Origin of the sequence: Glycomyces tenuis DSM 44171, assembly GCF_000427885.1 — a bacterium.
In the GTDB taxonomy this organism is placed as follows: domain Bacteria; phylum Actinomycetota; class Actinomycetes; order Mycobacteriales; family Micromonosporaceae; genus Glycomyces; species Glycomyces tenuis.
This window is the reverse complement of the sequence record NZ_ATYW01000010.1, coordinates 13,998-39,198: the sequence shown is the minus strand read 5'-3', so window position 1 is coordinate 39,198 and position 25,201 is coordinate 13,998. Positions and strand designations below refer to the sequence as shown.

The following is a 25,201-nucleotide window of genomic DNA, read 5'->3' as shown; positions in this document are numbered from 1 at the left end:
TCCGGGGCACGCCCCGGACCCGCCGTGATTTGCAGAGTGTTCGCTCACCTCCTGTTCAGGCGGCTTTGGTCAGTTGGGCGGCCTTGGCCGGTCGCATGACCACAGCGGCCAGAACGGCCGCTGCGAGGGCGATGACGGCCGCCGCGATGAAGGCGACGGAGAACCCGTCGGTCAACGCGGCCGGGTCACCGACCTGACCTGCGCCGTAGGAGACCGCCACGGCCGTCACCACGGCCAGGCCGAGCGCGGAGCCGATCTGGTAGCCGGTGTTGACGATGCCCGAGGCCAGACCACCCTCCTCAGGTTTGGCGCTGGAGATCGCCGTCTGGAGCGAGGGGACGAACGCCAGGGACATGCCCAGCGCCGCCAGCAGTGAGGCGGGGAGGACATCGGCCCAGAACGTGCCCTCGACTCGGATGAACGAGAGCCAGTACAGGCCGCCGGCCAGCAGGACCAGGCCGGTCACGATCATCGCCTTGGCGCCGAAGCGCGCCATGAGCCTGGGTGCGAGAGCCACCATTCCCACCATGATGAGCAGTGTCATCGGCACCAGCGCCGCCCCCGAGGGGAACGCTGAGAAGCCGAGCACCTGCTGCAGGTAGAGGTTGAGGAAGAACCACATCGGCACCCACGCCGCGCCCAGCAGCAGCTGCGCCAGGTTGGCCGCGCCGAGGCTCGGCGCGCGGAAGATCGACAGCGGCATCAGCGGCTGGCGTCGCTTGCCCTGCAATGCGACGAAGCCGACGAGCAGTGCCGTGGCGGCGAGCAGGACGCCCCAGGTGGCTGGATCGGCCCAACCGACATCTGGGGCCCGGACGATCGCGAACACCGCGCCGGCCAGCCCGAGGGTCGCCATGGCCGCGCCGAGGAGGTCGATCGAGCCACGCTGGGCCCGCCCGCCGGGCAGCAGCGCGGGGGCGGTGGCGAGTGCGAGGACGGCGACAGGGATGTTGATGTAGAACACCCATGGCCAGGAGGCGTATTCGGTGATCAGGCCGCCGAGGAACACGCCGGCGGTGCCGCCTGCGGGTGCTGCGGCCCCATAGAACGCGAATGCTTTGGTCAGCTCTTTGGGGTTGGCGCCGAACAGCATCATGAGCAGCGTCAGGGCCGAGGGGGCGATCAGCGCCGCACCGATGCCTTGGACGCCACGGCCGGTCAGTTCGACGGCGACGTTCGGGGCGAGGCCGGCGACGAGCGATCCGGCAGCCAGGATGACCCAGCCGAAGCTGAAGATGCGGCGCGCGCCGACCAGGTCGGACAGTCGTCCGCCGAGCAGCAGCAGGCCGCCGAAGACGACGACGTAGGCGTTGAACACCCACGACAGGTTCTCCTGGGTGAATCCGAGTGATGCTTGCATCTTCGGTAGAGCGACACCGATGATCGAGGTGTCCATGATGACCATGAACTGGGCCAAGGCGATGAGCGCGAGTGCGATCCAGCGCCGTGAGGCCGGTGGTGTCGTCGATTGCGACATGACACTCACTCCTTATACCGGTAGGGGGTATGCCATGGAGGCACTACTCCGCTGGGCTTCGGTCTCCTGAAGCCAGAAGACCGGCGGCTTGAAGGCCGCCGGTCAGTTATAGCATACCCGTAGGGGGTATATCAATAGTGTTGTGCCCGCTGCCCGAAGTGGCGTCGACGGCATCCCGGCCGACGTCCCAGAGCGCGTCAGCGGCGGTCAGATCGTCGACGAGCACGCTTACCTTCTCCTGGCCAGGCGCGATGTCGGCGCCCAGGGCGCCTGGCAATTCGGTTGGCTCGGCTTTGAGGCCAGCGATGCAGTGGCGGAATGCGACGAAGCTGTAGTCAACGGTGATCAAAACATCTCCTCCCCATGGGCTCGCCCGATGAGCCTGGTACCCCTGTCGGGTATGTCCTCGGGTGTCTGTCCAAAGCATGACCGCATGGCGCGTACGTGTCCACGAATTGGCGTGTCCAGTGCCCCCATGGCTGAAATCAGACACCGAGATGAAAGGAAGTCCATGATCGACATCACTGAAGACCAAGCGATGCAACGGGTCTACAGGCTCTTGTATTCCCAGAAAGGGTTGCGGCACGGCCCCATGCGCGACTACCTGCCGAAGAAGCTCAAACTGGGCGTGCGGGTCAAGGCCACGCCCATCGTGCCGGTCCGCATGCTCGTCTACGACTGGGAGGCGGCCATCGTCGACGCTCCACATGACGTGGTGCCGGCGGTTCGGCGGAACGTCGCGAGGAACGCGCTCGGCGTCGCGTGCCCCACGGCGCGCGACACGGGATACGGGCCGGCCTTCGGCGAGCAGTGCCAGGCCGGCTCGGAGCCGCACATGGGTGCGCCAGTGATCGAAACTCATGCCCGTGTCGCCGACGAACAGCCGGGTCGGGGTGCGGCGGCTTGCGCCGACGGATCGCGCGTGGGCGTCGAGGCTCCGTTGGTCCGCCGGATCGGCCAGGAGCACATCGGCCACGGAGCATGCGCGTTCGTCGACCGGACGCGGCACATCGATGGGCATGGTCGGCAACGGCTGCAGCAGGTCAAGCACGACCGCCTCAGTGCGCAGCCGCGCCGCGTCGGCGAGGTCATCACGGTTGAGGTGGCTGATCAAGTGGGACAGCAGTCCGTTGACGCCGACTGGCTTCAGCTCGATCAGTCCAGGCCGCATCGGTCCGGCTCGAGGTAGAGACTGCACAGCGCCGCGTCGCTGGTCGCGCCGGTGCGGTGGACGACTCCTGCGGGCAGGCACAATGCCCGGGCGGGACGGCGCCCACGACGGCCTCGACCATGGATCCACCCTATGTCCTCAATGCGACGCGAAATGGCCTCATATCGCATTGTGGTCAGCACGGTCGGCGCATAGCGTCGTCGCATGCCGATCATTCGCCCGCGCCGCCGCAGTAGCGATTCGTCCGGGTTTCCTCGGGGGACGCGCCTTCGAGGAGACCGAGGCCGCATGGGCCTCCGCCGAGACCGCAGTCCCGCCGACGAAGCGCTCGACCGGCTCCTGCGCGAGCAGTGGTACCTGATGGAACGGAACCGCAGTCTGCGGAACAACGTGGTCGGTGATCTAGATCCACAGTGGCTGCGGCAACGACATGACCCGATCCTGCAACGGGTCGAGCAGCTGATCGCCCGAGGCGGGGAAGATGGGGCGTTCCGCACCGACCTGCCCCTGTTGTAGATGGCCACCGCGCTGTACAGCCTGGTCCACGCCGCCGCCGACGAGGCCCGGACGTCCTGTCGTTCAGCCTGCGGCCCATGTACCGGCCACGACACAGGTCCGCGGCACGTCCTCGACGTGCCGCAGGCCCTGGTCGCTCGCTTATGCCGCGGCCGCGTACTTGGCCGGGTCGGCGTCGAACAGCGGGCCGCACGAGTCGCAGCACAGCCAGTACCTGGCGCCCGCGTAGTCGCGGAACAGACCCTGCGCCTCGGCGTCGGCCTTGACAACGGTGCTGCCGGGCATGACGGGGCACTCGGCGACCTCTTCGGCGCCCGCCCCGGCGAGCTGCTCCTCGGATGCTCCATGGCCGCGGCAGCGGCCGGATTCCTCGGTGTGCCGGTGTCCGTGGTGGTCGTGCGTTGTCATGAACGGTCTTCCTTTCAATCGGATCGATTACACGTAGTGGTCGGCGCGCGTTTCCGACAATGATGCGGAGCGCTCGAGTCCTGAGTGCGCTTTGGACTTGAAGGTCCGCAGGCGGAGGCTGTTGCCGACCACGAAGACGCTGGAGAACACCATGGCGGCTCCGGCGAGCATCGGGTTGAGCAGGCCGAGCGCGGCCAGCGGGATCGCGGCGGTGTTGTAGGCGAAGGCCCAGAACAGGTTCGTCTTGATCGTGCCCAGTGTCCGGCGCGACAGCCGGATCGCGTCGGCGGCGGCCCGCAGGTCACCGCGCACCAGCGTGATGTCGGCGGCCTCGATCGCCACGTCCGTGCCGGTGCCCATCGCCAGGCCGAGATCGGCCCTCGCCAGGGCCGCGGCGTCGTTGACGCCGTCGCCGACCATGGCCACCACCTTGCCCTCGGCCTGGAGCCGTTCGACGATGTCGGCCTTGTCCTTCGGCAGGACCTCGGCGATGACCCGGTCGATGCCGACCTCGGTCGCGATCTGCTCGGCCACGGTCTTGTTGTCGCCGGTCAGCAACACCGGGGTCAAGCCGAGCGCCTTGAACTGGCCGATCGCCTCGCGACTGGTGGGCTTGACGGTGTCGGCCACGACCAGGACGCCGCGCGCCTTGCCGTCCCAGCCGACTGCGACGGCGGTCTTGCCCTCGCGTTCGGCCTTCGCCTTCGCCTCGGCCAGATCCAGGCCCAGCTCTTGGGACCAGTCGGCGAGCAGCGACCCGCGGCCGACGACCACGAAGTGCCCGTCGACGACGCCTTGGACGCCTTTGCCTTCGACATTGGCGAAGTCCTCGGGCGTCGGCAGTTCGCCGACCTCTTCGGTGGCGCCCTTGGCGATCGCCTGGGCGATCGGATGCTCCGAAGCGTTCTCCAAGGCACCGGCCAGGCGCAGCAGCTCGGCGCGGTCAGCGCCCTCACCTGCTACGACCTCGGTCAGGGTCATCTTCCCGGTGGTGACAGTGCCGGTCTTGTCCAGCACGATCGTGTCGACCTTGCGGGTCGACTCCAGGATCTCGGGGCCCTTGATGAGGACGCCCAGCTGCGCGCCCCGACCGGTGCCGACCAGCAGCGCGGTCGGGGTGGCCAGGCCCAGGGCGCACGGGCAGGCGATGATGAGCACCGCGACGGCGACGGTGAACGCGGCGGTGGCGCCGAACCCCGCGCCGAGCCAGAACCCGAGCGTGCCGACGGCGATCGCGATGACGATCGGCACGAAGATCCCCGAGACCCTGTCGGCCAGGCGCTGGACCTCGGCCTTGCCGGACTGGGCGTCCTCGACGAGCCTCGCCATCTGTGCCAGCTGCGTGTCGGCGCCGACGCGAGTGGCGCGCACGACCAGGCGGCCACCGGCGTTGACGGTGGCGCCGGTGACCTCGTCGCCCTCGGCGACCTCGACGGGAACCGATTCACCGGTCAGCATCGAGGCGTCGATCGCTGAGGTGCCCGAGGTGATGACGCCGTCGGTGGCGATCTTCTCGCCGGGGCGCACCACGAACTCCTCGCCCACGGCCAGCTCTGCGACCGGTACGCGCGTCTCGACGCCATCTCTGATGACGGCGACGTCCTTGGCGCCCATCTGGAGCAGCGCTCGCAGCGCCGCACCCGCCCGCCGCTTCGAGCGCTTCTCGAAGTAGCGTCCGGCCAGGACGAACATCGTCACCCCGGCGGCGACCTCGAGGTAGATGTTCGCCGTCCCGTCGGAAGGGGCCACGGTCAGCTCGAACGGGTGCGTCATGCCAGGTACCCCGGCGGTGCCGAGGAACAGCGCGTAGAGCGACCACAGGAATGCGGACAAGGCGCCGACCGACACCAGTGTGTCCATCGTGGCCGCGCCGTGGCGCAGATTCGCCCACGCGGCCTTGTGGAACGGCCAGGCCGCCCACAAGATCACCGGCGAGGCCAGCGCCAGCGACGCCCACTGCCAGTAGTCGAACTGCAGGACCGGTGCCATCGCCATCGCGATGACCGGCACCGACAGCACGACCGCGCCGATCAGCCGGTCGCGCAGGCCGGTCAGGGCGGGATCGGGCCGCTCGGCCTCGCCGGTCTCGGCGGTCTCGGGCTCGGCGGCGCGCGGGACGGCCGCGGTGTAGCCGGTCTGCTCGACCACGGCGATGAGCTCGGACGTGTCGGTCCCGGCGGGGGCCGAGACCTTGGCCTTCTCGGTGGCGTAGTTGACGCTCGCGCTGACCCCGTCGAGCTTGTTCAGCTTCTTCTCGATGCGCATGGCGCACGAGGCGCAGGTCATGCCGCCGATCTCCAGCTCGATGACGGCGCCTTCGGCGGTCGGAAGGTGGATGCCTGGTTCGGCCGGTGAGGTGGCCATGGGGACTCCTTCGTGGATCAGTGGGCTTCGACGGTGAACTGCGCGGTGTGGACCTGGCCGTCGACTTGGAAGTCGAGGTACAGCAGGTACCTGCCCGGTGTGGGCGCGGTGGTCGCGAACGCGATCTCGGGCCCGGACGTCTCGCCCGGTTCCGGTTCAGCGCCTTCGGGATGGACGTGCAGATAGGCCAGGTCGCCTTCGCGGAGCGCGACCAGGTGCCCCCAGGCGCCCAAGTACGGCTCCAGCGAGGTGACCGGCTCACCGCCGCGCGAGACGGTCAACGTGAGCGGTGAGGACTCGCCGGTGTGGAGCTCTCCTTCCAGGGCGACGTCGAAACCGTCGACCGTGTCGGTGAGTGAAGGCGCGACCGGTTCGGTCGCCGTGGTCTCGCCGGAGACCTCGACGGTGCGCGTGAGGGTCATGTCCTCGCCGGTGGCGGCGGGGACGAAGTCGGCGAAGACGCGGTAGCTTCCCGCCGTCTCCCATTCCCACGGCAGTGACCAGACGCCGTCGGCGTCGATGTGGGGGTGCACGTGCTGGAAGCCGGTGCCGTCGGTGCGCACCACGATCAGGTGCAGGTCCTTCTCATGCGAGCGCTCGTACTCGGTGACCGGCGCGCCTTCGGCGTCGGTGACGGTGAACGCCAAGGTACCCGGCGTGCCGGTGCCGGTCGGAGCGGTCACCGCGCCGAGCAGGTAGCCGTCCTGCTCAATCCCGAGCCCGCGTGGCTCGGTGGCCGCGGGTGCGTGCCCGCCGTGCTCCGGTGCTGCTTCCATGTCGTGTTCCTCTGGCGTCTGGTTCCAGTCTTGGACGGTCTGTTCGGGGATCACCGCGCCTCCGACGGCGAGGGCCGCGGCGAAGACCGCCGCGAGCCCCGCGCCGTAGAGGCCGATCCGTCGTGAAGCGCCCATGTCAGGCCCGCACGGCTTGGTAGCCGGCCTCGTCGACGGCGTCGATGACCGCCTGGTCGGCCACCGGCTCGCTCGTCGTCACGACCAGGCGACCGGTGGCGGCGCTCACGTCGATCTGCTTCACGCCGGCGATGCGGTCGACCTCTTGGCGAACGGACATCTCGCAGTGTCCGCAGGTCATACCCGTCACGGTGAACTCGTTGGCGGTCATGGTCATTCCCTTCAATTCGGTACCCCTCAGGGGTATCTCTTGGAGACATGTATACCCTATAGGGGTATCAGATGCAAGGCCACCCCGGAAGGAAACACCGATGCGCACACGCGAGGTCGTCATCATCGGCGGCGGCGCTGCCGGGTCGTCCGCCGCGAGCACCCTCACCCGGCTCTGCTTCGACGGCCGGGTCCGGGTGATCGGCGAGAACGGCACGCCGCCCTACAACCGCACCCTGGTGAACAAGGGGCTGATGACCGGGCTCCTCACCGACGAGCAGATGGCACTGCCGCCGGCCGAAGGAGTCGATCGCCTGCTCGATACCGTCCGCGGCCTCGACACGGCTCGGTCGTACGTCTCGCTCGACTCGGGGGACAAGCTGCGGTTCGACGCTGCGATCATCGCCACCGGCAGCCGTCCCCGACCACTGCCTGACGGCCTTCCGGGGCTCGGGCGAGCCCTCACCACTGGGCGGCTGGTCACCCTGCACTCGGCGCGCGACGGCCGCCGGGTCCACGACCGACTCGAAGCCGGCACCGCGCGGATCACCGTCCTTGGCGCAGGGCTCGTCGGGTCCGAGACCGCGAGCCTGCTCCACCGGGCAGGCCACCAGGTCACCCTCGTGGCCCGGTCCCAGACCCCACTGGTGCCGACCCTCGGCCAGGTTGTGGCCGAACACGTCGCCGCCCTCCACCGCGACCATGTCACCGCGTTGTTCGGGAGGACGGTGGCGGCGTTCCACCATCGCTCGGACGTGCTCGACGTGCATCTCGACGACGGCACGGTCATCGAGTCCGACCTGACGATCACCGCGCACGGCACGGTCCCCGCGCCGCCCGGCATGGGATGGGCCACCCCGGGCGTCGAGGTCGACGACCGGCTGCGAAGCACCGCCGACACGAGACTGTACGTCGCAGGAGGTGTGGCCCTCTTCCCGATGGGGGCCAGGAGGTTCCGCATCGACCACTGGGACGACGCCGCAGCTCAGGGCACCCACGTCGCCCGCTCGCTGCTGCACGACCTCGGTGACGGCGACGACCCGGGCCCGTACCGGCCGCGCAGCCGCTATTCGGTGAACCTCTACGGCACGACCGTCACCGGCGTCGGGACCGCGATCCCCGACGGCACCGAGCGCCTCGTCTCCCGCGAGCCTGCTGTGACCGCCTTCGCGAATGCTGACGGCGAGCCGACCGGTGCCGTGGGGATCGATGCCACCCGCGAGATCCTCGCATGGAGTGCCCAACTTCACGACGCGAACCGGTAAGAGACGGCCGTTCATCGCAGCGAGGGCCGGAAGCCCACGTGTCGCTGGATATGGGAACCTCGGTCACACCCCTAAGCTGTGGCGACCGGTGAGCATCGGGTGGCTGGGGCGCACATGGCGACGTGGTACCGCCTCCTCTTGCGGTTTGTGCTGGTTCTCGTGGCCGTCGGAGTGGCGTGGATGCAGGCCGCCGGGCATTTCAGTTGCCACCATGGCTGCGATTCGGATACATCGACGTCTGACGGCGATGCTTCCGCACGCCGGTGCGGCGATGGCCGACGCATTTGAGGAACCGGCCTTCCCGTTCGAGTCGGGTATGAACCCCATGCAGGTCTGCATGGCGATTCTTGTACTCGAACCAAGAGCGCCGGCTGCGCTCCGGTGGTGGGTCCGGCCGCGCGCAGAATCTTGGTTCGTCGGTCAGATGGCAGCGGAGATTCGTTCCGAGCGAATTCACCTGAGGACCAGGGGTGTTCGAATCCGTGAGCCTCACCGCATGCGGTCGAAGGTCGCCAGACCGATCAGCAGATCGCCGACGGCCGGGGCGGCGACGGCCGCGAGCAGAGTCGCGATGATGCCGAGCAGCGTGAGGAATACGACCAGGGCGAGCACGGTGCCGACGACCACCGGCAGCAGATACAGCGCGGGCAAGGGGAGCCGCAGGATCTTCGCCGTCATCGGACCGGCCACGAGGGCGGCCAGCGGGGCTCCGAACACCGCGAACATGAAGAACCCGAACCCGGCGAAGGGATCGTCCGAGCCCCCGGCGGCGTTGGTGCCAATGGCGTAGAAGACGGCGAACACGCCGACCGCCGCCAGTAGCTGCGCCAGCGAAACCAACGAGGTCGCCGCAGCTGCCCGCGACCGACTCGGCGGGGGAGGCTCGGGAAGCCCACGGCCCCACCACGACGGTAGATCGTCCTGTTCGCTCATACGCCGCAATGCTAGCCGTCGCCTACTCGAATCCCTAGAGGGTCTGGGCATCAGCGGCTCTCCATAACCTGTGGGGCTCGCAAGGTCCGGTCGAGCACGACGGTTCCGAATTCGGGCTCGGCTCTCACCGCGGGGGCAGACTATAGCGTCGGAGGCGTCAGGCCCGCCTCACTCCGTTGGAGCAGCGATGAGCAGTGCAACCGAACAACTCGCCGCCCGGACCGAAGACCCCTTCGTCAAACCGAAGGTCTCGACTGGCTCATGATGCCGTTGACTACGCAGCTGCGCAGCGATCTGGTTGCAGAGCGCGGCCTGAAGCGTGGGCCCGGCGCCATACCGGTCGAATTCGTCAACGTAGGGTGACCATTGACTCGGCTCGGGCAAGGCGAGGTTCAAGAGCTTGATGGCGAGGTCGAGCACATCGGCGGTGACCCGGCTACGCACACCCGGCGAACGGGCGTTCGCGCAGCTCAAGAAATGGTCGGTCTTCGACCTGTTCCGCTGTACCCGGACCGGGCCACCGAGATCGCCAAAGCCGTCCAGGTTCTCGACGACTACGAAGCCCGGACAGGAGGAAACAAGCTCACTGAGCTCCTCCCGCACCTCGCTCTCGGTGTCGATTCATTCATCGACCTGGACGCCAATGCGTTCAGCCACAAGATGCATCGCCGCAGCGAACCGGGCCTTGACCGCACGTTCGGTCGGCTGCGGGTGGATCTCGACGGCGCCGGCGGCGATCGCAATCCGATTGCGACTGTCCGAGACCGTCGCCGCCCGCGTGCGGTTCCTCACGCACTGAGTCCGGCGCGCCGCGAATCCATGGAAAATTTCGTTCCAGGGTGCAACCGCTCCCACTTCTGCGGCGTAGAATACTGCAGGTCCCCTTCGTGCCCCCGTTCAAAGTCGCAAGTGCGGCATGCCGAGTCAGGAGAACCAATGTCGACACGACTGCGCAGGACCGCCGTGCGAGGCCTCGTCATCGCCGCCACCTCGATCCTCGTCCTGGTGGGGTTGACCGCCACCCCCGCGCAAGCCGCATACACCGGCATCAGCTGGTTCAAGCCTTCCGGGCAGGCGGGAGGATTCGCCGACACCCGCAGCAGCGGCGAGAACCTCAACGTCATCGACTATTTCGGGGACGGCCTGGGCACGCGGGCCCAGCTGCAGACGCTGGAGTGGTCTTCCTCCGGATACCAGTACTGGGCGAACCACGGCGGCGTGTGCTTCGATGACACCTCCACCAGCGGTGAGACCATCTGCAACCGCAATGTGGCCGAAGGCAAGACGTTCCGGATCCACATCTGGGCCTCCCAGAGCGGGACCACCGCCTACCACAACTACAGCGATCCCATCACCGCCTAGCGGAACCGAGCTCCTCGGTTCGACCAAACCACGCCCGTGCTCATCGTGGACCGCCTCGCCATCGGCTGGACGCTCCGGTTGCTGCACCGGCCCCGAATGTTCGCGGCTCATGGCGGTTCGGCATCGCCGCCACCAGGCTGCGCGGCCACTCCAGCATCGACCATAGATGGATCGGCGGACCCATTTACGACCGTGAGGTCGCGGAGACGGCCTTGGGGCGGGCGGGGCCGGCCCCGAGCCAGCGGAGCATCTCGGCGGCTTGCCAGCCTTTCCACCCCGAGTCCGTACTCAGCGTCGACGGCGCCGAGGTGCTTCCGAGTTCGGTCATCTCACTCATGACGAGCGGCGTCGCGATTGGCTGAGCCGTCGAATTCCGCCGGCGCTCCACGGTCGACCAAGACTTGGGAGCGTCAGGTCGCTTGGCCAAGTGATCGCTCCGGCGTTGCGAACTGGGGCGTCGCCGATTCGTGTTCGCTTCAGGGCCTGCAGTCCTCCATGCTGAGCAGACCGTACGCATAGGCCAGTGCGCCGGCCGCCACCTGACTCTGCGCCCCGAGCGTCTTGGCGATCCTGGCCGCCTCCCGCTCGACGGTTCGATCCGATAGGAACATCCGTGCCGCGATCTGCCGGTAGCTGAGTCCCTTGGCCATGCCGATCAGGATCTCCTGTTGCCGGGAAGTGATCGCCGCGAGTGGTTCGGACCTGTTGGCGGTGACCTGATCAGCGCTAGTCATGCCTCAACAACTTTCCAAAGTCGACGTCGTTTCTCAGAGAAGATCGGGATCGTATGGAGGTGTTCACACCGTCGTCAATCTTAGCTTGCGATTTGGCTTGAGCGGTGTCCCATATTCTGTTGCAGTGCATGTTGAAAGTCGTCTTGTGGGCGTGTTCTTGCTTGTGGGTGGCCGGTTGAGGACAAGTATTCCTGGCTATTCAACTGGTCACTGTGAAGTATGAGTACATACTTGACGAAACGGACTCCGGAGTCCGCTGGTGGGCATCGAACCACACGTCGGCGGCCTGTCGGGGGCCTTCGGATCGGCGAGCGGGCCGATGCCGTCGGGCATCTCGCGGTGCAGGGGCTCGATATGGGCTGTGGCTCCAGAGGCTGCGGTGACCGCTGAGGGACAGGTTGCCGAGGAAGGGAATCGAGCCTCGTCACACAGCGGAAAGTGCAGCTTGGACCGCTAAGGAGAGTCGAAGCCGTTCCGGCACATGGCATCCCATCATGTCGTGATTCCGACAAAGTTGGTCGGAATCCCGACAACCAGGTCTTCATCTCTTGTTCACCGCACGGTTTCACCGGTACGTTCTCAAACGTTTACGCCAGGAACCGGAACCGCGTCGGCGAAAGCCGAGGCACGCCATCCCAGGCGAGAAAGGGAACCGATGCCGCCTCCAGCGCTATCGCCGGAACTCAAGATGAATGCCGCCGAAATAATCATGGACACCCTACTGGCTAATGGAACCACCCACTTCACCGGTGTGCCGTGCTCGCTCCTTAAAGGCCTGTTCCGATTGCTCGAGGACCCCGAGTGCCCCGCACGGTACCTTCCGGCGCCCCGCGAGGACAGTGCGCTCGGAGTCGCCTCCGGACTGGCCGTCGCCGGAGCCCGGCCCGTCGTCCTCATGCAGAACTCCGGCCTCGGCTACTCACTGAACGTCGTGACCTCGTTCAACCTCATCTACGACGTCCACCTGCCGCTCATCGTGAGCTGGCGCGGACACGACGACAACGACGCGGTCGAGCACGACGTGATCGGCCGCGAGCTGACCAGGCTCCTCGACGTCTTCGGCCTCGCCTGGACCGTCCTCGACCGCGACCGCCCGGCCGAATGCACCCAGCGGTTCCTCGACGACCACGACGTTCACGCCAGGACCTCGGTCCTGCTGGTACCCGACGGGATCTGAATGCTCGACATCCGCGACGCCATACGCGCGCTGCTCGACCGCGACCGTTCCGCTCTCGTCGTCAGCACCTGCGGCTACATCACACGCGACCTGTACAACCTCGAAGACCGCCCGCAACACCTCTACCTGGTCGGCACCATGGGCATCGCCGCCCCCCTCGGACTCGGCATCGCCGTCGCCGAACCCGGACGGCGCGTCCTCGTTCTCGACGGAGACGGCTCCTTCGCGATGAACCCCGGCTGCCTGCCGATGATCGGCGAGCAGCGCCCAGACCTCGTCCACGCTGTTCTCGACAACGGCGCTCACGAGAGCACCGGCGGGCAGCGCACCGCCGCCCTCGGCGACCCCGTCGCCATGGCGCTCGCCTGCGGGTACGCCGCCGCACACCGAATCGAGACCGCCGACCGGATCGCAGCCGTCGAACTCACCCGCGCGCCCACCCTGCTCCACATCCCCTGCGCGCCGCGCAGCCACCGGGCCGGCCGCCGCGTGGAGCCCTCCCCGCAGCAGCTCGTCGCCCGCTTCCAGACCGAACTGGCACGTAAGAACGAGGAGACCCCGACCGGATGAAACCCACACTGCTGGATTGCACCCTCCGCGACGGGGGCAACCAGAACGACTGGCAGTTCACCCCGACCGACGTCCGCACCATCGTCGGCACGCTCGACGCCGCGAAGATCGACGTCATCGAAGTCGGCTACCGCGGAGGCTCCGGAAGCCGGGCCAGCGACACCGCCGGGCCCTCGGCGGACTGCTCGCCTGAGTATCTCTCGGCCCTACCCGAGACCCGGCACGCCGAACTTGCCGTCATGGTCGTCCCGTCGGTGTGCCCCATCGACGCGCTCGCCGACCTCGCCGACAGCCCGATCGCTCTGGTCCGCATCGCCTCCTACCCGTGGAACATCGCCGCCGTCGGCGACTACGTCCGCGCCGTGCACCGGCTCGGCCTCAAGGCCGGCGTCAACCTGATGGCCGTCAGCTACACCACGATCGACCAACTCGCCGAGATCGTCGAACAGGTCCGGGACGAGACGCCCGACGTGTTCTACATCGCGGACTCCTTCGGCGCCCTCACACCCGACGACGTGTCGAAGCGGATGCGCCTGATCACCGAGCGGCTCCCGATCCCCGTGGGCATCCACGCCCACAACAACCTCGGCCTCGCCGTCACCAACGCGCTCGCCGCCCTCGACGCCGGAGCGACCTGGCTCGACGCCTCGCTCGGCGCGATGGCCCGCGGAGCGGGCAACCTCGCCACCGAGCAGGCCGCCGCCTTCCTCCAGGCCATGCCGGAGCACCAGACCCACTCCGACCTGCCAATGGTGTGCAAGGCCTCGGAATACGTGGCAGAGCAGGTCCTACCACGTCCCATGACGGTGCGCCGGGCGGAGATCGCCGCGGGGGTCAACGACCACCATTTCTACTTTCAGAGCCGCATCGACAAGATCAGCGCCCGCTTCGGGCTCGACCCCTGGGAGGTCGGGCGCCGGATCGGCGCGAAGCAGCCGCACAAGGTACTCGACGACGAGGTCGAGCACGTGTGCCGTGAACTCATGGAAGAGGCCTCGTCATGACCCGACCCGCCGCGAACACCCCAGCCGGAAGACTCCTCGACGCCCTCCGCGGGCCCCGACTCGTCCGCGCGATCGGCGCGCACACCCCGCTCGGCGCCCGCCTCGCCGAAGAGGTCGGCTTCGACGTCGTCTGGTCGAGCGGACTGGAGATCTCCGCCGCCGCCGGCGTACCCGACGCCAACCTCCTCACCATGTCCGAATGCCTGGACGCGGCCGCCGCAATGGCCGCCTCCGTCGACATCCCGGTGCTCGCCGACTGCGACTCGGGCTTCGGCAATGTCAACAACGTCATCCACATGGTGCGCAGCTACGAGGCCCGCGGCATCGCGGGCGTGTGCATCGAGGACAAGCAGTTCCCGAAGCTGAACAGCTTCGTCGAGGGCAACCAGGACCTGGCCCCCATCGACGACTTCGCCGGGAAGATCAGGGCGGCCACCGAAGTGCGGAAGGAACTGGTCGTCGTGGCCCGCCTCGAAGCGCTCATCTCCGGGCTCGGGATGGACGAAGCGCTGCGCCGCGCCGACGCTTACGAGCGCGCCGGCGCCGACGCGATCCTCATCCACTCCAAGAAGACCGACCCCGGCGAGGTGTACGCCTTCCGGGAGGCCTACGAAGGCGACCTGCCGGTGATCGTCGTGCCGACCACCTACAACAACGTCACCGCCGACGAGCTCGAGCAGCGCGGCTTCGCGATGGCGATCTACGCCAACCAGGCGCTGCGCAGCTCGATCCGGGCCATGCGAGAGGTGCTGACCCGCATCCACCGGGAGGGCACCAGCTGCCACGTCGAGAGCGAACTGGCCCCGCTCAAGGAGGTCTTCGACCTCCAACGGGTGCCGCAGATGCTCCAGCAACAGGATCGCTACGAGGACCTGGGCCGCGAGCTCACCGAGGCCGGTCAATGACCCGGCTGCTGCACCTCGCGTTCCTCGGCTCCCGTCTCGACCTCGAGGTCGAGACGGGAGCCGAGATCCAGGACGTCCTGGAGTTCGTCGGCACCCACTACACCGCGCGGTCCGAGCACGACCACGGCGGCCCGATAGCGACGCTGCGGATCGCCGCCGAAGCCGACGAGCGGCACCTCCCGCCCCCGGACGAGGCCACCGAGGAGATCTACGTCCGCAAGAGCGCCAACGACTTCTTCAGCATCCCGGCTCGGCGGGCGGAGTCGCACGGCCGCCAGTACGTCCAGTGCGTCAAAACCGGCACCAGGTTCGTCTTCGACCGGGCCTCGTCCCGGATCGAGATCGCGCCCGGTCGCGACGCGCGCATGGACCTGGTCCACCTCCTGCGCGACCTCGTCCTCAAACACCAGGAGAACACCGGCGCCGCCGTCCTGCACGCCAGCGCCGCCTGGCGCGACGGCCGAGCCGTCCTGGTCACCGGCGTGAAGGGCGCCGGCAAGAGCACACTCCTGCTCGAACTGGTCGAGCACTACGGCTACCGCGTGCTCAGCGGCGACAAGACGGTGCTGCGGCTCCGGGCCGACGGCGCGGTCGCGGCCGCCGGGACCCCGGACTACCCGCACCTGGGCTACGCCACGGTCGCGAAGTACCCCGGGCTCCCCGAGATCGCCGGCATCGCGGCCGACCACCGGCCGCCGCCGGACCACGAGTTCTCCCCGTACGGGAAGTTCGCGGTCGACCCGAGCCGCTTCCGCCGCCGCTTCCCGGACGCGCCGGCGGGGGCCCTCGCGCCGGTCGCGGCCGTGCTGCACCCGGCGATCGGACCCGGCGAGCGGACCGAGGTCACGGCGCGGCGGGCGAGCGTGGACGCCGAGGCCGAAGTGCTGCACGCCAACCTCGAATCGGCCTTCGACGGGGCCGGCTGGCACGCCTACCTCGACGACGAGCGGGCCCGCGTCGAGTCCGACCGCTCGGCCGCGGTCGCCGCGCTCGCGCGCGTCCCGGCCTGGGACGTGTCCGGGCCGGGGGACCTGACCTCCGGCGATTTCGCCGACGTGATCGCCGAACTCGAAGGGGTGGCGGCACGATGATCGAACTGACCGTGTCCAGCACCGGACTGAACTCGCATTACGACCTGACCGACGAGATCGCCCGCGTCCTCGCCGAGCACCGCGCCGGCGACGGCCTCGCGGGGGTGTTCGCGCGCGGCAGCACCGTCGGGCTCACGGTGATGCGCTACGAGCCCGGCGCCGCTCAGGACCTGCTCGCCGCGCTCGACGCCCTCGCCCCGACCAGCCCTGGCGGCGGACGATACCTGCACGAGCTGACCACCGGCGACCCGAACGGTTTCGCGCACCTCAAATGCTCGCTGCTCGGCACCAGTCTCCTGGTGCCCTGGGTCGGTGGCGAAATGGGCATGTCGGCGACCCATCGGGTCGTCCTGTTCGACTTCGACCTGAAACCGGCCACCCGCCGGGTCCTCATCGACCCGCCGCGGCCGGCCACCGACGAGGAGGAACGGTGAAGCGACTCCGATTGGCCACACCCGGACCGACCGAGGTCCCGCAGCGGCTGCTCCTGGCCGGAGCCCAGGAGATCGTCCACCACCGGTCGACCGAAATGGAGCAGCTCAACCACGAAGTGGGCTCCGCGCTGCCGCCGCTGTTCGGCACCGCGTCACCGGTCTACAGCATCGCCTCCTCGGGGACCGGCGCCATGGAGGCCGCCGTCGCGAACTGCTTCGCGCCGGGCGACGAGGTCCTGGTCGTCTCCAACGGGTACTTCGGCGAGCGGTTCGCCGACATGGCATCGGCATACGGGCTCACCGCTCACCTCGTCGAGAGCCCCTGGGGGACCAGCGTCCCTGCCGAGGCCGTCGCCGCGGCACACCGGGAGCACCCGAGTGCCCGCGGCGTGCTCGTCGTCTACTCCGAGACCTCCACCGGGGCGCTCAACGACGTGCGGGCGATCGGGGAGCTGTTCCGCGGCACCGACGTCGTCGTCGTGGTCGACGCGATCAGCGGCCTGCTGGTGCACCCGCTCGACATGGACGAATGGGGCCTCGACGTGGTGCTCGCCGCATCCCACAAGGGCTTCATGCTGCCGCCCGGCCTGGCGTTCATCGCCGTCTCCGACAAGGCCTGGGCCGCCGTCGAACGCGGCGGCGGGCCGAGCTACTACTGGTCGTTCGAGCGCCTGCGGAAGTTCTACCCGATGTCCTCGTCCTCACCGGCGGTCTCGCTCATGCTGGCGCTCCGCGAATCACTGGAGATGCTCCGCGAGGAGGGCGTCGAGGCCTTCCGGGCAAGGCACGCGCTGCTCGGCAGGGCCGCCGAACAGGCCCTGCTCGACCTCGGATTCCGCACCTTCATCGAACCGCCGCATCGGCGCAGCAACGTCATCACCGCCGCGCTGGCGCCCGAAGGGATCGACTCGGGGCGCCTGCTGAAATCCATGTCGGCCGACTGGGGCGTCACCGTCACAGGCGGCCAAGCGCATCTCAAAGGCAGGCTCATCCGGATCGGGCACGTCGGGGCGGTCGACGCGCTCGACCTGTGCGCGGTCTTCGGCGCCCTGGAGCTCGCGTTGCTCGGCTGCGGTCACGACATGGAGCCGGGAACGGCCGCCGGCGCGATCATCCGCACCGTCCACGAGGAGGGAAACTGATGCTCGTCCTGTTCCAACGCGAGCCGTGCCCGGACTGCCGACCCGTCCGGGAGCTGCTCACCGAACTCCAGATCTCGTACATGAACGTCAACGTGCCCAAGATCCGCGAGGAGCGGCACGAACTGATCCGGGTCACCGGCTCCAAGTACATCCCCGCGCTCGTCGACGGCGACACGGTGATCCCCGGCAAGCTCAAGCAGAACGCCGAGATCATCGCCTACCTCAATGAGCGCTACGGGCGATCGGTCGCGCCGGAGGACCCGGAGTGACAGCAGCAGCGCCCTCGGGTGCCCCGCGGGTCGCCGTCGTCGCGGGCACGCCCGCGCTGGTGCGCGCCGCCCGCGACCTCGGGGTCCGGACAGCGCTCGTGCACGACGCGGCCGCGCCGGTCCCCGAGTGCGCGAAGGAGGCCGACGAGACGATCCCGGTCGACCTCGCCGACCCCGAGGACCTGCACCGCCGACTGGCCGCCGCGCACGCGGAGGACCCGTTCGACCGGGTCCTGTCGCTGACCGAGCCCGGCCTGGTCCCGGCCGCGGAAGCCGCCGAACAGCTCGCGCTGCGGGGCAACCCCCTCGCCACAGTGGTGCTGCTCAAGGACAAACGGCGGATGCGGGAGCTGCTGAACGGCGCCGGGCTCAGCCCCACCGCGGTGAGCGCGCCCGGCGACGCGGCGGCGCTGGCGGCGTTCTGCCGCACCATCGGCGGACCGGCCGTCCTCAAGCCCGCGAACGGATCCGCGAGCCGGGCAGTGGTCCGCGTCGACGGAGCCGACGACGCCGAGCGCGCGTGGAACCGGTTCGTCCGACTCGGCGGGGCCGACCCGCTCGCCGAGCAGTACCTCGACGGGCCGGAGGTCAGCGTCGAGACCTTCACCCACGCGGGGCGGCACCTCGTCGTCGCCGTGACCGGCAAGGCGGTGTGGCCCTCGTTCGTCGAAGCCGGCCACACGATGCCGGCCGCACTGGAGCCGGCCGAGCGCGAACGGGCCGAGACGCTGGTCCGCGACTTCCTCGACCTCGTCGGGCTCCGAGAGGGCCCCGCCCACACCGAACTGCGGCTCACCGCGGACGGGCCGCGAATCATCGAGTCGCACAATCGAATCGGCGGAGACAAGATCCGGGAGCTCGTCCGCCGCTGCTACGGGCTCGACCTCCCGGCTCTGACGGTGGCCTGCGCACTCGGCTTGGCCGAGCCGCCCGCCGAGGTGCCGCCGCCCGCGGCCGGGGCCGCCATCCGCTTCCTCGCGCCCGAGCCGGGGACCGTCCGCCGTATCGAGGTTCCCGAACCCGCTCACCCGGACGACGTCGTCCGACTGAACGTCGAGGTCGGCGAGACCGTCCGGCCCGTGCGCCAGTCCGAGGACCGGGCAGGGTACGTCCTCGTGACCGGCGAGGACGCGTCCGACGCCGCCGCCCGAGCAGACGCGCTCGCGGCCCGCGTCGTGATCGAGACGGGGCGGTGAGCATGCGCTACGCGGTCGTGACCGATGTCCATGGCGATGCCGCCCGGCTCCGCGACGTCATGGAACAGGTGGGCCGCGAGGGCGTCGACCACGTCATCAGCCTCGGCGACCTCTTCGAATGCAAGATCGGCAAGTCCAGCGTCGACGCGTTCAGATACCGGGCCGCCACCGAGGTCTTCGACGCCGACCCCGAACTCGCCGAACTCGTCGACGGCGCGTTCGTGCTGCGGGGCAATCAGGAAGAGCGGATCGTCTCGCTCGTCCCCGACTCGGACCTTCCCCGATGGACGCATCGGCTGCTGGACGCGCCGCTCGAGCGCCGCACCGGCTTCGCCACCTACTGCCACGGACACCACCTGCCGTGGAAGGAGGTCGAACCGGGCATGTGGTCTCCCGCCGAAGCGTCGTTCAGCGGCAGGGTCCTCGTCCACGGCCACCACCACCGCAGCGCCGTCCACCGGCTCGGCCCCGACCTGTCCGGACCGCGGACGACCGTGCCCCGCTTCGGAGAACCGTTCGAGCTCGAAGCCGGGGCGCGCTACGTCGTCAACGTCGGCTCGGTCACCGAGCCCGCGCCCGGGCGCGGGCCCTCACCGGCGTGGGCGGTCGTCGACGAGGCCGCCGCCACCGTCACCTACCACTGCCCGGGCCGCACGTGAACGCCGATTGGAGCCACCGATGAGCCGAACCGTGCTGCTGATGAACTCCGACAAACCCGACGTCATAGCGGCGCTCCGCTCGCGCCCCGACGTGCGGCTCCAAGTGGTCACCAGAGCGAAGTACGCCGGGCTCTACGAAGGGTGCCGCACCGAGCTGGTCGACAGCTTCGAGGACTTCACGCAGGTCAGAGAGGCCGCTTACGCGCTCGCCGGGCACGAGAGCCCGGAACGCGTCATCGCCTCCACCGAGAAGAGCATTCCCGCAGCCGGACTCGTCCGCGCCCTCCTCGGCGTCCCGGGAGCGACCTTCGACCAGTCCCTGGCGTTGACCCACAAGCGCGTCATGAAAGATCGGCTGAGCGCGGCCGGGCTGCCCGTCACCCCCTACGTCCAGGCCGCGACGCTCGAAGACGTGCCGCGGTCCGCCGAGCTCGTCGGCTGGCCGATCGTGCTCAAACCGGTTTTCGGCGCCCTCGCGGCCACCACTCACCGCGTGGCCTCGGCCGAAGACTTCGCCAGGCGCCGAAGGGAGGGCGCGTTCGACGGCCTCGCCGCTCGCGGCATACCGGTCCTCGCCGAACACCAGGTCACCGGTGCGCGCGAGTACCACTGCGACGGCATCGTTCGGGACGGCGCGGTCCATCAGGCCCTCGTCTCGCGCTACGCGGTCGCGCCGCTCGACGCCGCCGGCGGCGTCTACGGCGGCCACCTCGTCGACCAGGCCTCACCGGTCGCTCGCGAACTGCTCGACCTGCATCGGCGGGCCGCCGCGGCCCTCGGCCTGGCAGACGCCGTGACCCACATGGAGGTCTTCGTGACGGCCGACGGGCCGCTGATCGGCGAGATCGCCATGCGACCGGGCGGGCTCGGCATCGCCAGGATGATCCAGCGCGCCTGTGGTATCGACCTGTGGGACGAGTTCGTCCGGGCCGCGCTCGGCGAGACGCCCGCCGCGTCCGGTGGGCGATTGCGGCCGCCGATCCTCGGCTGGTCGCAGATACCCGACGTTCCGGGTCTGCGCGAACGACTCGGTGACCTCCCCGGGTTCGCCGAGCTCGTCGACCCGGCCGACCGCCCCTACAGCGAGGTCCACTTCACCGCCGCGGACGAGGAGGCCGCGCAGCGCACTTGGGAGCGGCTGCGGCGCCTCGGCGCGGCGGAGCGGTGAACCCGGATCGGAGCGAGACCATGGAAGAGCAACCGGACCTCAGTGCCGTCACCCACGTCGCCGTCGGGCTGAGCGTCGTGTTCCTGACCGGCATCGATCGGCTCCTACCCGCGCGCAGCGTCCTCGTCCTCGACGAGCCCGACACGCTCCGGGCCCGGCGCGGTCGCGAGCGGACCGCTCATCTGGCCTGCCTGGCCGGCATCCTCGAAGCGCCCACACAGGACGAACGGCGGGCCGAGCGGTTGAGCGGCCTGCTGCCCCGGCCCGACCGGCTCCGGGCGGTGGTCCCGCTGCTCGAGTACGGCGTCGTCGCCGCGGCCGCGTTGGCCGAGGCGTGGCGGGTGCCGGGAGCCGGGATTCCCGCCGCGAGGCTCTTGCGGGACAAGGCGCTCCTTCGCGAGCGGGCCGCGGCGGGCGGCATCGACCAGCCCGAATGGGAGGTCGTGAGCGGCTCCGACGGCATCGAGCGGTTCCGCGAGCGGTACGGCCGTCGCTGCGTGGTCAAGCCCGCCAACCGCCAGGCCAGCGTCGGCGTCCGCCTTGTCGGCGCCACCGACGACGCCGCCGAGGTCTGGGCCGCGACGACGGCCGCCGACGAGCCGCGGCAGCGAGCCGGGTATGCCCTGCCGCCCAAATACCTGGTGGAGCAGCGCCTGGACGGGCCCGAGTACAGCGTCGAGGCGCTGGTGGCGGACGGGACGCTCGAGTTCGCGAATGTCACGGCCAAGTCGGTCCGCCATGGGCCGAGCCCGGTCGAGGCCGGTCACGTCGTGCCGGCCGACCTGCCCGAAGCACCGGCCGAGGAGCTGATCGCGGCCACCCGGCGGTTGGTGGAGGTCACCGGGTTCCGCACAGGCGTCGTGCACGCCGAATGGATACGCTTCGGCGGGCGCCCGCACCTGGTCGAGTGCGCCGGAAGGCTGCCGGGCGACGCCATCGTCCAGCTCATCGACCTGTCGCGCCCCTGCGATCTGACAGGCGAGTACCTGCGCGTCCTCGAGGGCGGGCGGCCCTCCGTCCCGGCGAGTCCCAAGGGGGCGGCCGCGATCCGGTTCCTCACCGCCCCGACCGGACGGGTGAGCGCTGTCGACGGCCTCGAACGCGCCCGCCTCGCGCCGGGCGTCGTCGAAGGCGACGTGTCCGTCGCAGTCGGCTCGGAAACCGGGACCGTCACCAACTCCTGGGAGCGTTCGGGCCACGTGATCGCCACCGGCGAGACGCCGGGACAGGCGGACCGGCGCGCCAGGGCCGCGGCTGAGCTGATCCGGATCACCACCGAGCAGTGAGGAGCGAGCGTTTGCCCCGATTGGACCTGAAGCAGTGGATTCCGGCCGGCCGCGATGCGGCGATCCTGTGTGCCGCGATGCTCGTCAGCTCCTTCGGCACGGGCATGTTCCTGGCCGGTTCGGCGATCTTCTTCACCAGGACGGTCGGCCTGTCCGAGTCCGAGCTCGGCTTCGGGCTCGGCATCGCCGCCGCGATCGGCTTTGCGGCCTCGCTGCCGATCGGCTCGATCGCCGACTGGGTCGGGGCCAAGCGCATGCTCGTCCTCATCTTCGTCTGGCGCGCCGTCTGCTTCGCCGCGCTCGCGTTCGTCGGCGATGTGGCGGGGCTGGTCCTCGTAGCGTCGGCGCAGGCCGCCGCGCAGCAGTCCGCCAGTCCCATCACGCAAGCCCTGGTCGGGTCGGTCATGGACGACCGGACGCGGACGCGCACGATGGCCCAGATCCGTTCGCTCCGCAACGCCGGGTTCTCGATCGGCGCACTCGCGGCAGCTCCCCTGATCGTCTCGGATCACCTGTGGCTCAACAGATCCCTGCTGATCGGCACCGGGGCGGCGTTCCTCGCCGGAGGCCTCATCCTGTGTCTGGTGACCGTTCCGGAGACCGAGCCGGAGGTGGAGGCGAGGCGCCCCTTCGCCGGGCTCCGGGCGGTCGCCGATTGGCGGTACCTGGCGATGGCCGGAGCCAACGGGGTCCTCGCCATGCACCTGACACTCCTGACCGTCGGGCTGCCGCTGTACGTCGCCGCCGATCCCGACGTGAGCGACGGCTTCGTGTCGGTGCTGCTGTTCGTGAACACGGTGACCGTGATCTTCGCGCAGGTGCCGTTCTCCAAGGGCGTCACCGGCGCGTCGCGGGCCAGGAGCGCACTGTGGCGGGCGGCCGCGTCGCTGGCGGGCTGCTGCGCGGTCCTGGCCGCGGGCGGGCGTCTCGACGGCGCGGTCGCGGCCATCGCGGTGGTCTTCCTCGCCTGCCTGCTCCTGACGTGCGGCGAACTGTGGCAGGCGGTGGGCGCGTGGGAACTGTCGTATGTGCTGGCGCCCGAGCGGTCGCGGAGCGCCTACCTGACGGTGTTCAACCTGGGCCGGTCGGCTCAGGAATCCGTCGGACCCATACTGATCGGCGCGTTCGTCCTCACCGCCGGGGACATCGGCTGGCTGGTCCTGGGCGTCCTCTTCGTCCTGGGAGCGCTGGGCGCTACGACGGCGGCGAAGCGGATCGAGAGCCGAAAGCGGGCCCACGAGTCGGTGAGCGTGGGGGCGGCGGATTCCTGAGCCGCCCGACTGTTCCGCTCGGAGGTGTGCGCAGGGTCTGGACCATGATGAGGCGGGCGGCTCCTTCGCGTGCGGTGAACGCATCCGCGAATCTTTTCTAAAGCTGGTTGACAAAATATCAAATATAGATGAGCATCGTTATTACTGCTCTTGTGGAGCATTCCTCACATCGATCCGAAGGACAACGCCATGCACATCAACCGAGCCAAGCGAAAGGGCTTGGCACTGACCGCGGTCGCCGCTGCGGCCATCATGACGACGGGACTCGGCCTCGCCGTCGCCCAGCAGGCCGCAGCGAATGAAGGCTGCGAGGTCGACTACCAGGTGACCGGCGACTGGGGTTCGGGGTTCCAGGCCAATGTGAGCATCACCGCCGGTGAGGCGATCGACGGCTGGGACCTGGGCTGGGAGTTCCCGGGCGACACCACCGTCTCCAGCGCCTGGAACGTCGACTGGAACCAGACCGGCGGCGCCTTCTCCGGCACCGACGTCGGCTGGAACGGTTCCATCGCCGCCGGCCAGACCCGGCAGGTGTTCGGATTCGTCGGCGCGGGCAGCACCGAGGCCCCCGAGGAGTTCACCGTCAACGGCGTCGTCTGCGGCGAGCAGGACGGCGAGCCGTCGGAGACCCCCACTGAGACCGAGACACCCGAACCTCCCGAGGGCAAGCCCAGCGCCCTCCACGCCGAGGGCAACCGGCTGGTCAACGCCGAAGGCGAGACGGTGGTGCTCAACGGTTTCAACCGCACCGGCACCGAATGGCCGTGCATCCACGGTTGGGGCTTCATCGACGGGCCCTCCGACGACGCGGCGATCGACCTCATGGCCTCCTGGGAGCCCAACACGATCCGCGTCCCGATGAACCAGCAGTGCTGGCTCGGCTACGGCGAGACGACGCCGGAGTGGACCGGCGAGCACTACCGGGCCTTCATCGAGGACTGGGTGGATCGGATCACCGAGGCGGGCATGTACGCCGTGCTCGATCTGCATTGGAGCTCACCCGGCACCGAACTGGCCGACGGTCAGCGGCTGATGGCCGACGCCGACAACACCCCCGACTTCTGGGCCTCGGTCGCCGAGCGGTTCAAGGACAACCCGGCGGTCGTCTACGACCTGTACAACGAGCCGCACGACATCTCCGACGAGTGCTGGAGGGACGGCTGCACCACCTCCGAGGGCTGGGAGGCCGCCGGCATGCAGGACCTGGTCGACGCCGTCCGCTCCACCGGCGCCACCCAGCCGGTGATGGTCACCTGCAACGGCTGGGGCAACGGCTGCGGCGGCTACCTCGACTTCATGCCGACCGACCCCGAAGGCAACCTCATCGCCGGTGTCCACGTCTACGAGGGGACCGGATGCAACACCCAGGACTGCTGGGATCGCGACATCGCGCCGATCGCCGCCGAGGTGCCCACCGTCTTCAGCGAGTTCGGTGACGGCGGCTGCGACCACGACTGGAGTGACGGCCTGATCGCCTGGGCCGATGCCCGCGGCATCGGCTGGACGGCCTGGAGCTGGTACCCCAACTGCGACATGCCAGGCCTGATCAGCGACTGGGACGGCACACCCACCGGCTACGGCGAAGGGATCAAGGAGGCCCTCGCCAACCGGCCCTGACAATTAGGAAGCGTCAACGAGAGGACGACAGGGCGGCCGCCTTGCGGCGGCCGCCCGCAGT

The 25,201-nt window shown here is 69.3% G+C and carries 27 protein-coding genes and 1 pseudogene; 17 read left to right on the top strand and 11 right to left on the bottom strand.

All coding sequences use genetic code 11. The features are described 5' to 3' along the window. Positions 1-55: 55 nt before the first annotated feature. From YWW_RS0113080 to YWW_RS37985, 3 genes and pseudogenes are all read right to left on the bottom strand, one after another. Positions 56-1,477, bottom strand: a complete 1,422-nt coding sequence (locus YWW_RS0113080) for an MFS transporter (RefSeq protein ID WP_026930479.1) — start codon at positions 1,475-1,477, stop codon at positions 56-58. A gap of 106 nt (positions 1,478-1,583) precedes the next feature. Continuing rightward, positions 1,584-1,826 carry a hypothetical protein gene (locus tag YWW_RS0113075; protein WP_026930478.1) on the bottom strand — a complete coding sequence of 81 codons (243 nt, stop codon included), beginning with the start codon at positions 1,824-1,826 and terminating at the stop codon, positions 1,584-1,586. Positions 1,827-2,149: 323 nt separating this feature from the next. Next, positions 2,150-2,737 (bottom strand): annotated as a pseudogene (locus YWW_RS37985) (AraC family transcriptional regulator); the annotation flags it as partial. A gap of 199 nt (positions 2,738-2,936) precedes the next feature. Between YWW_RS37985 and YWW_RS30150 the strand changes: the two are divergent. Beyond that, positions 2,937-3,164 (top strand): hypothetical protein, encoded by a 228-nt coding sequence (locus YWW_RS30150; RefSeq protein ID WP_026930476.1) that lies wholly within the window; start codon positions 2,937-2,939, stop codon positions 3,162-3,164. Between the two features lie 141 nt (positions 3,165-3,305). Here YWW_RS30150 and YWW_RS0113060 read toward each other — a convergent pair whose 3' ends face one another. The 4 genes from YWW_RS0113060 to YWW_RS35965 are packed head-to-tail and all read right to left on the bottom strand — an operon-like array spanning position 3,306 to position 7,058. Beyond that, entirely contained in the window at positions 3,306-3,572 is a 267-nt protein-coding gene (locus YWW_RS0113060; RefSeq protein WP_026930475.1) for a hypothetical protein, read from the bottom strand. Positions 3,573-3,599: 27 nt separating this feature from the next. Further along, a complete protein-coding gene (locus YWW_RS0113055; protein WP_026930474.1) occupies positions 3,600-5,936 on the bottom strand; it encodes a heavy metal translocating P-type ATPase in 2,337 nt (778 codons plus the stop codon). Positions 5,937-5,953: 17 nt separating this feature from the next. Beyond that, positions 5,954-6,847 carry a hypothetical protein gene (locus YWW_RS30145; RefSeq protein ID WP_035698722.1) on the bottom strand — a complete coding sequence of 298 codons (894 nt, stop codon included), beginning with the start codon at positions 6,845-6,847 and terminating at the stop codon, positions 5,954-5,956. Between the two features lies 1 nt (position 6,848). Continuing rightward, positions 6,849-7,058, bottom strand: coding sequence for a heavy-metal-associated domain-containing protein (locus YWW_RS35965; RefSeq protein WP_026930473.1), 210 nt, complete (start codon positions 7,056-7,058; stop codon positions 6,849-6,851). 100 nt (positions 7,059-7,158) lie between these two features. Here YWW_RS35965 and YWW_RS30140 point away from each other — a divergent pair, with 100 nt between their 5' ends. Further along, on the top strand, positions 7,159-8,322 hold the full coding sequence (locus tag YWW_RS30140) for an FAD-dependent oxidoreductase (RefSeq protein ID WP_051325753.1): 1,164 nt from the start codon (positions 7,159-7,161) through the stop codon (positions 8,320-8,322). 489 nt (positions 8,323-8,811) lie between these two features. On the opposite strand, the gene YWW_RS0113035 is transcribed toward YWW_RS30140, so the two are convergent. The 3 genes from YWW_RS0113035 to YWW_RS35960 all read right to left on the bottom strand — a co-directional run bounded on the left by YWW_RS0113035 (position 8,812) and on the right by YWW_RS35960 (position 10,047). Continuing rightward, on the bottom strand, positions 8,812-9,255 hold the full coding sequence (locus YWW_RS0113035) for a hypothetical protein (protein ID WP_155830167.1): 444 nt from the start codon (positions 9,253-9,255) through the stop codon (positions 8,812-8,814). Between the two features lie 168 nt (positions 9,256-9,423). After that, positions 9,424-9,858 (bottom strand): hypothetical protein, encoded by a 435-nt coding sequence (locus tag YWW_RS0113030; RefSeq protein WP_026930471.1) that lies wholly within the window; start codon positions 9,856-9,858, stop codon positions 9,424-9,426. Between the two features lie 18 nt (positions 9,859-9,876). Then, complete coding sequence (locus YWW_RS35960) at positions 9,877-10,047, bottom strand: hypothetical protein (RefSeq protein WP_155830166.1); 171 nt, start codon at positions 10,045-10,047, stop codon at positions 9,877-9,879. Between the two features lie 144 nt (positions 10,048-10,191). Here YWW_RS35960 and YWW_RS0113020 point away from each other — a divergent pair, with 144 nt between their 5' ends. Beyond that, positions 10,192-10,617, top strand: coding sequence for a hypothetical protein (locus tag YWW_RS0113020; RefSeq protein WP_026930470.1), 426 nt, complete (start codon positions 10,192-10,194; stop codon positions 10,615-10,617). Positions 10,618-11,093: 476 nt separating this feature from the next. On the opposite strand, the gene YWW_RS0113010 is transcribed toward YWW_RS0113020, so the two are convergent. Next, positions 11,094-11,351, bottom strand: a complete 258-nt coding sequence (locus tag YWW_RS0113010; RefSeq protein WP_026930469.1) for a LuxR C-terminal-related transcriptional regulator — start codon at positions 11,349-11,351, stop codon at positions 11,094-11,096. A 655-nt stretch (positions 11,352-12,006) separates the two neighbouring features. Here YWW_RS0113010 and YWW_RS0113005 point away from each other — a divergent pair. The 14 genes from YWW_RS0113005 to YWW_RS30110 all read left to right on the top strand — a co-directional run bounded on the left by YWW_RS0113005 (position 12,007) and on the right by YWW_RS30110 (position 25,140). Continuing rightward, the gene (locus YWW_RS0113005; protein WP_026930468.1) at positions 12,007-12,528 is read left to right on the top strand and encodes a thiamine pyrophosphate-binding protein; all 522 of its coding nucleotides are present in this window, start codon (positions 12,007-12,009) and stop codon (positions 12,526-12,528) included. After that, positions 12,529-13,098: a thiamine pyrophosphate-dependent enzyme gene (locus YWW_RS0113000; RefSeq protein ID WP_026930467.1), complete on the top strand. Its 570-nt coding sequence runs from the start codon at positions 12,529-12,531 to the stop codon at positions 13,096-13,098. It begins immediately after the preceding gene. After that, positions 13,095-14,102 (top strand): beta/alpha barrel domain-containing protein, encoded by a 1,008-nt coding sequence (locus YWW_RS30135; RefSeq protein WP_051325752.1) that lies wholly within the window; start codon positions 13,095-13,097, stop codon positions 14,100-14,102. Before YWW_RS0113000 ends, YWW_RS30135 begins: the two co-directional genes overlap by 4 nt. Then, on the top strand, positions 14,099-15,007 hold the full coding sequence (locus YWW_RS0112990) for an isocitrate lyase/phosphoenolpyruvate mutase family protein (RefSeq protein ID WP_026930466.1): 909 nt from the start codon (positions 14,099-14,101) through the stop codon (positions 15,005-15,007). Before YWW_RS30135 ends, YWW_RS0112990 begins: the two co-directional genes overlap by 4 nt. Further along, entirely contained in the window at positions 15,004-16,098 is a 1,095-nt protein-coding gene (locus YWW_RS34100) for a hypothetical protein (RefSeq protein WP_026930465.1), read from the top strand. The genes YWW_RS0112990 and YWW_RS34100 overlap by 4 nt, the downstream gene beginning before the upstream one ends. After that, positions 16,095-16,532: a YjbQ family protein gene (locus YWW_RS0112980; protein WP_026930464.1), complete on the top strand. Its 438-nt coding sequence runs from the start codon at positions 16,095-16,097 to the stop codon at positions 16,530-16,532. Before YWW_RS34100 ends, YWW_RS0112980 begins: the two co-directional genes overlap by 4 nt. Further along, a complete protein-coding gene (locus tag YWW_RS0112975) occupies positions 16,529-17,674 on the top strand; it encodes a pyridoxal-phosphate-dependent aminotransferase family protein (protein ID WP_035698731.1) in 1,146 nt (381 codons plus the stop codon). The genes YWW_RS0112980 and YWW_RS0112975 overlap by 4 nt, the downstream gene beginning before the upstream one ends. After that, positions 17,674-17,943 (top strand): glutaredoxin domain-containing protein, encoded by a 270-nt coding sequence (locus tag YWW_RS0112970; RefSeq protein ID WP_026930462.1) that lies wholly within the window; start codon positions 17,674-17,676, stop codon positions 17,941-17,943. Before YWW_RS0112975 ends, YWW_RS0112970 begins: the two co-directional genes overlap by 1 nt. After that, positions 17,940-19,139: an ATP-grasp domain-containing protein gene (locus YWW_RS0112965; protein WP_026930461.1), complete on the top strand. Its 1,200-nt coding sequence runs from the start codon at positions 17,940-17,942 to the stop codon at positions 19,137-19,139. The genes YWW_RS0112970 and YWW_RS0112965 overlap by 4 nt, the downstream gene beginning before the upstream one ends. A gap of 2 nt (positions 19,140-19,141) precedes the next feature. After that, positions 19,142-19,798 carry a metallophosphoesterase family protein gene (locus YWW_RS34095; protein ID WP_051325751.1) on the top strand — a complete coding sequence of 219 codons (657 nt, stop codon included), beginning with the start codon at positions 19,142-19,144 and terminating at the stop codon, positions 19,796-19,798. A 19-nt stretch (positions 19,799-19,817) separates the two neighbouring features. Beyond that, positions 19,818-20,966 (top strand): ATP-grasp domain-containing protein, encoded by a 1,149-nt coding sequence (locus YWW_RS0112955; protein ID WP_026930459.1) that lies wholly within the window; start codon positions 19,818-19,820, stop codon positions 20,964-20,966. 20 nt (positions 20,967-20,986) lie between these two features. Further along, positions 20,987-22,252, top strand: coding sequence for an ATP-grasp domain-containing protein (locus YWW_RS30120; RefSeq protein WP_035704494.1), 1,266 nt, complete (start codon positions 20,987-20,989; stop codon positions 22,250-22,252). An 11-nt stretch (positions 22,253-22,263) separates the two neighbouring features. Further along, complete coding sequence (locus tag YWW_RS30115; RefSeq protein WP_155830165.1) at positions 22,264-23,523, top strand: MFS transporter; 1,260 nt, start codon at positions 22,264-22,266, stop codon at positions 23,521-23,523. Between the two features lie 189 nt (positions 23,524-23,712). Then, positions 23,713-25,140, top strand: coding sequence for a cellulase family glycosylhydrolase (locus YWW_RS30110; protein WP_035698738.1), 1,428 nt, complete (start codon positions 23,713-23,715; stop codon positions 25,138-25,140). The last annotated feature ends 61 nt before the right edge of the window (positions 25,141-25,201 follow it).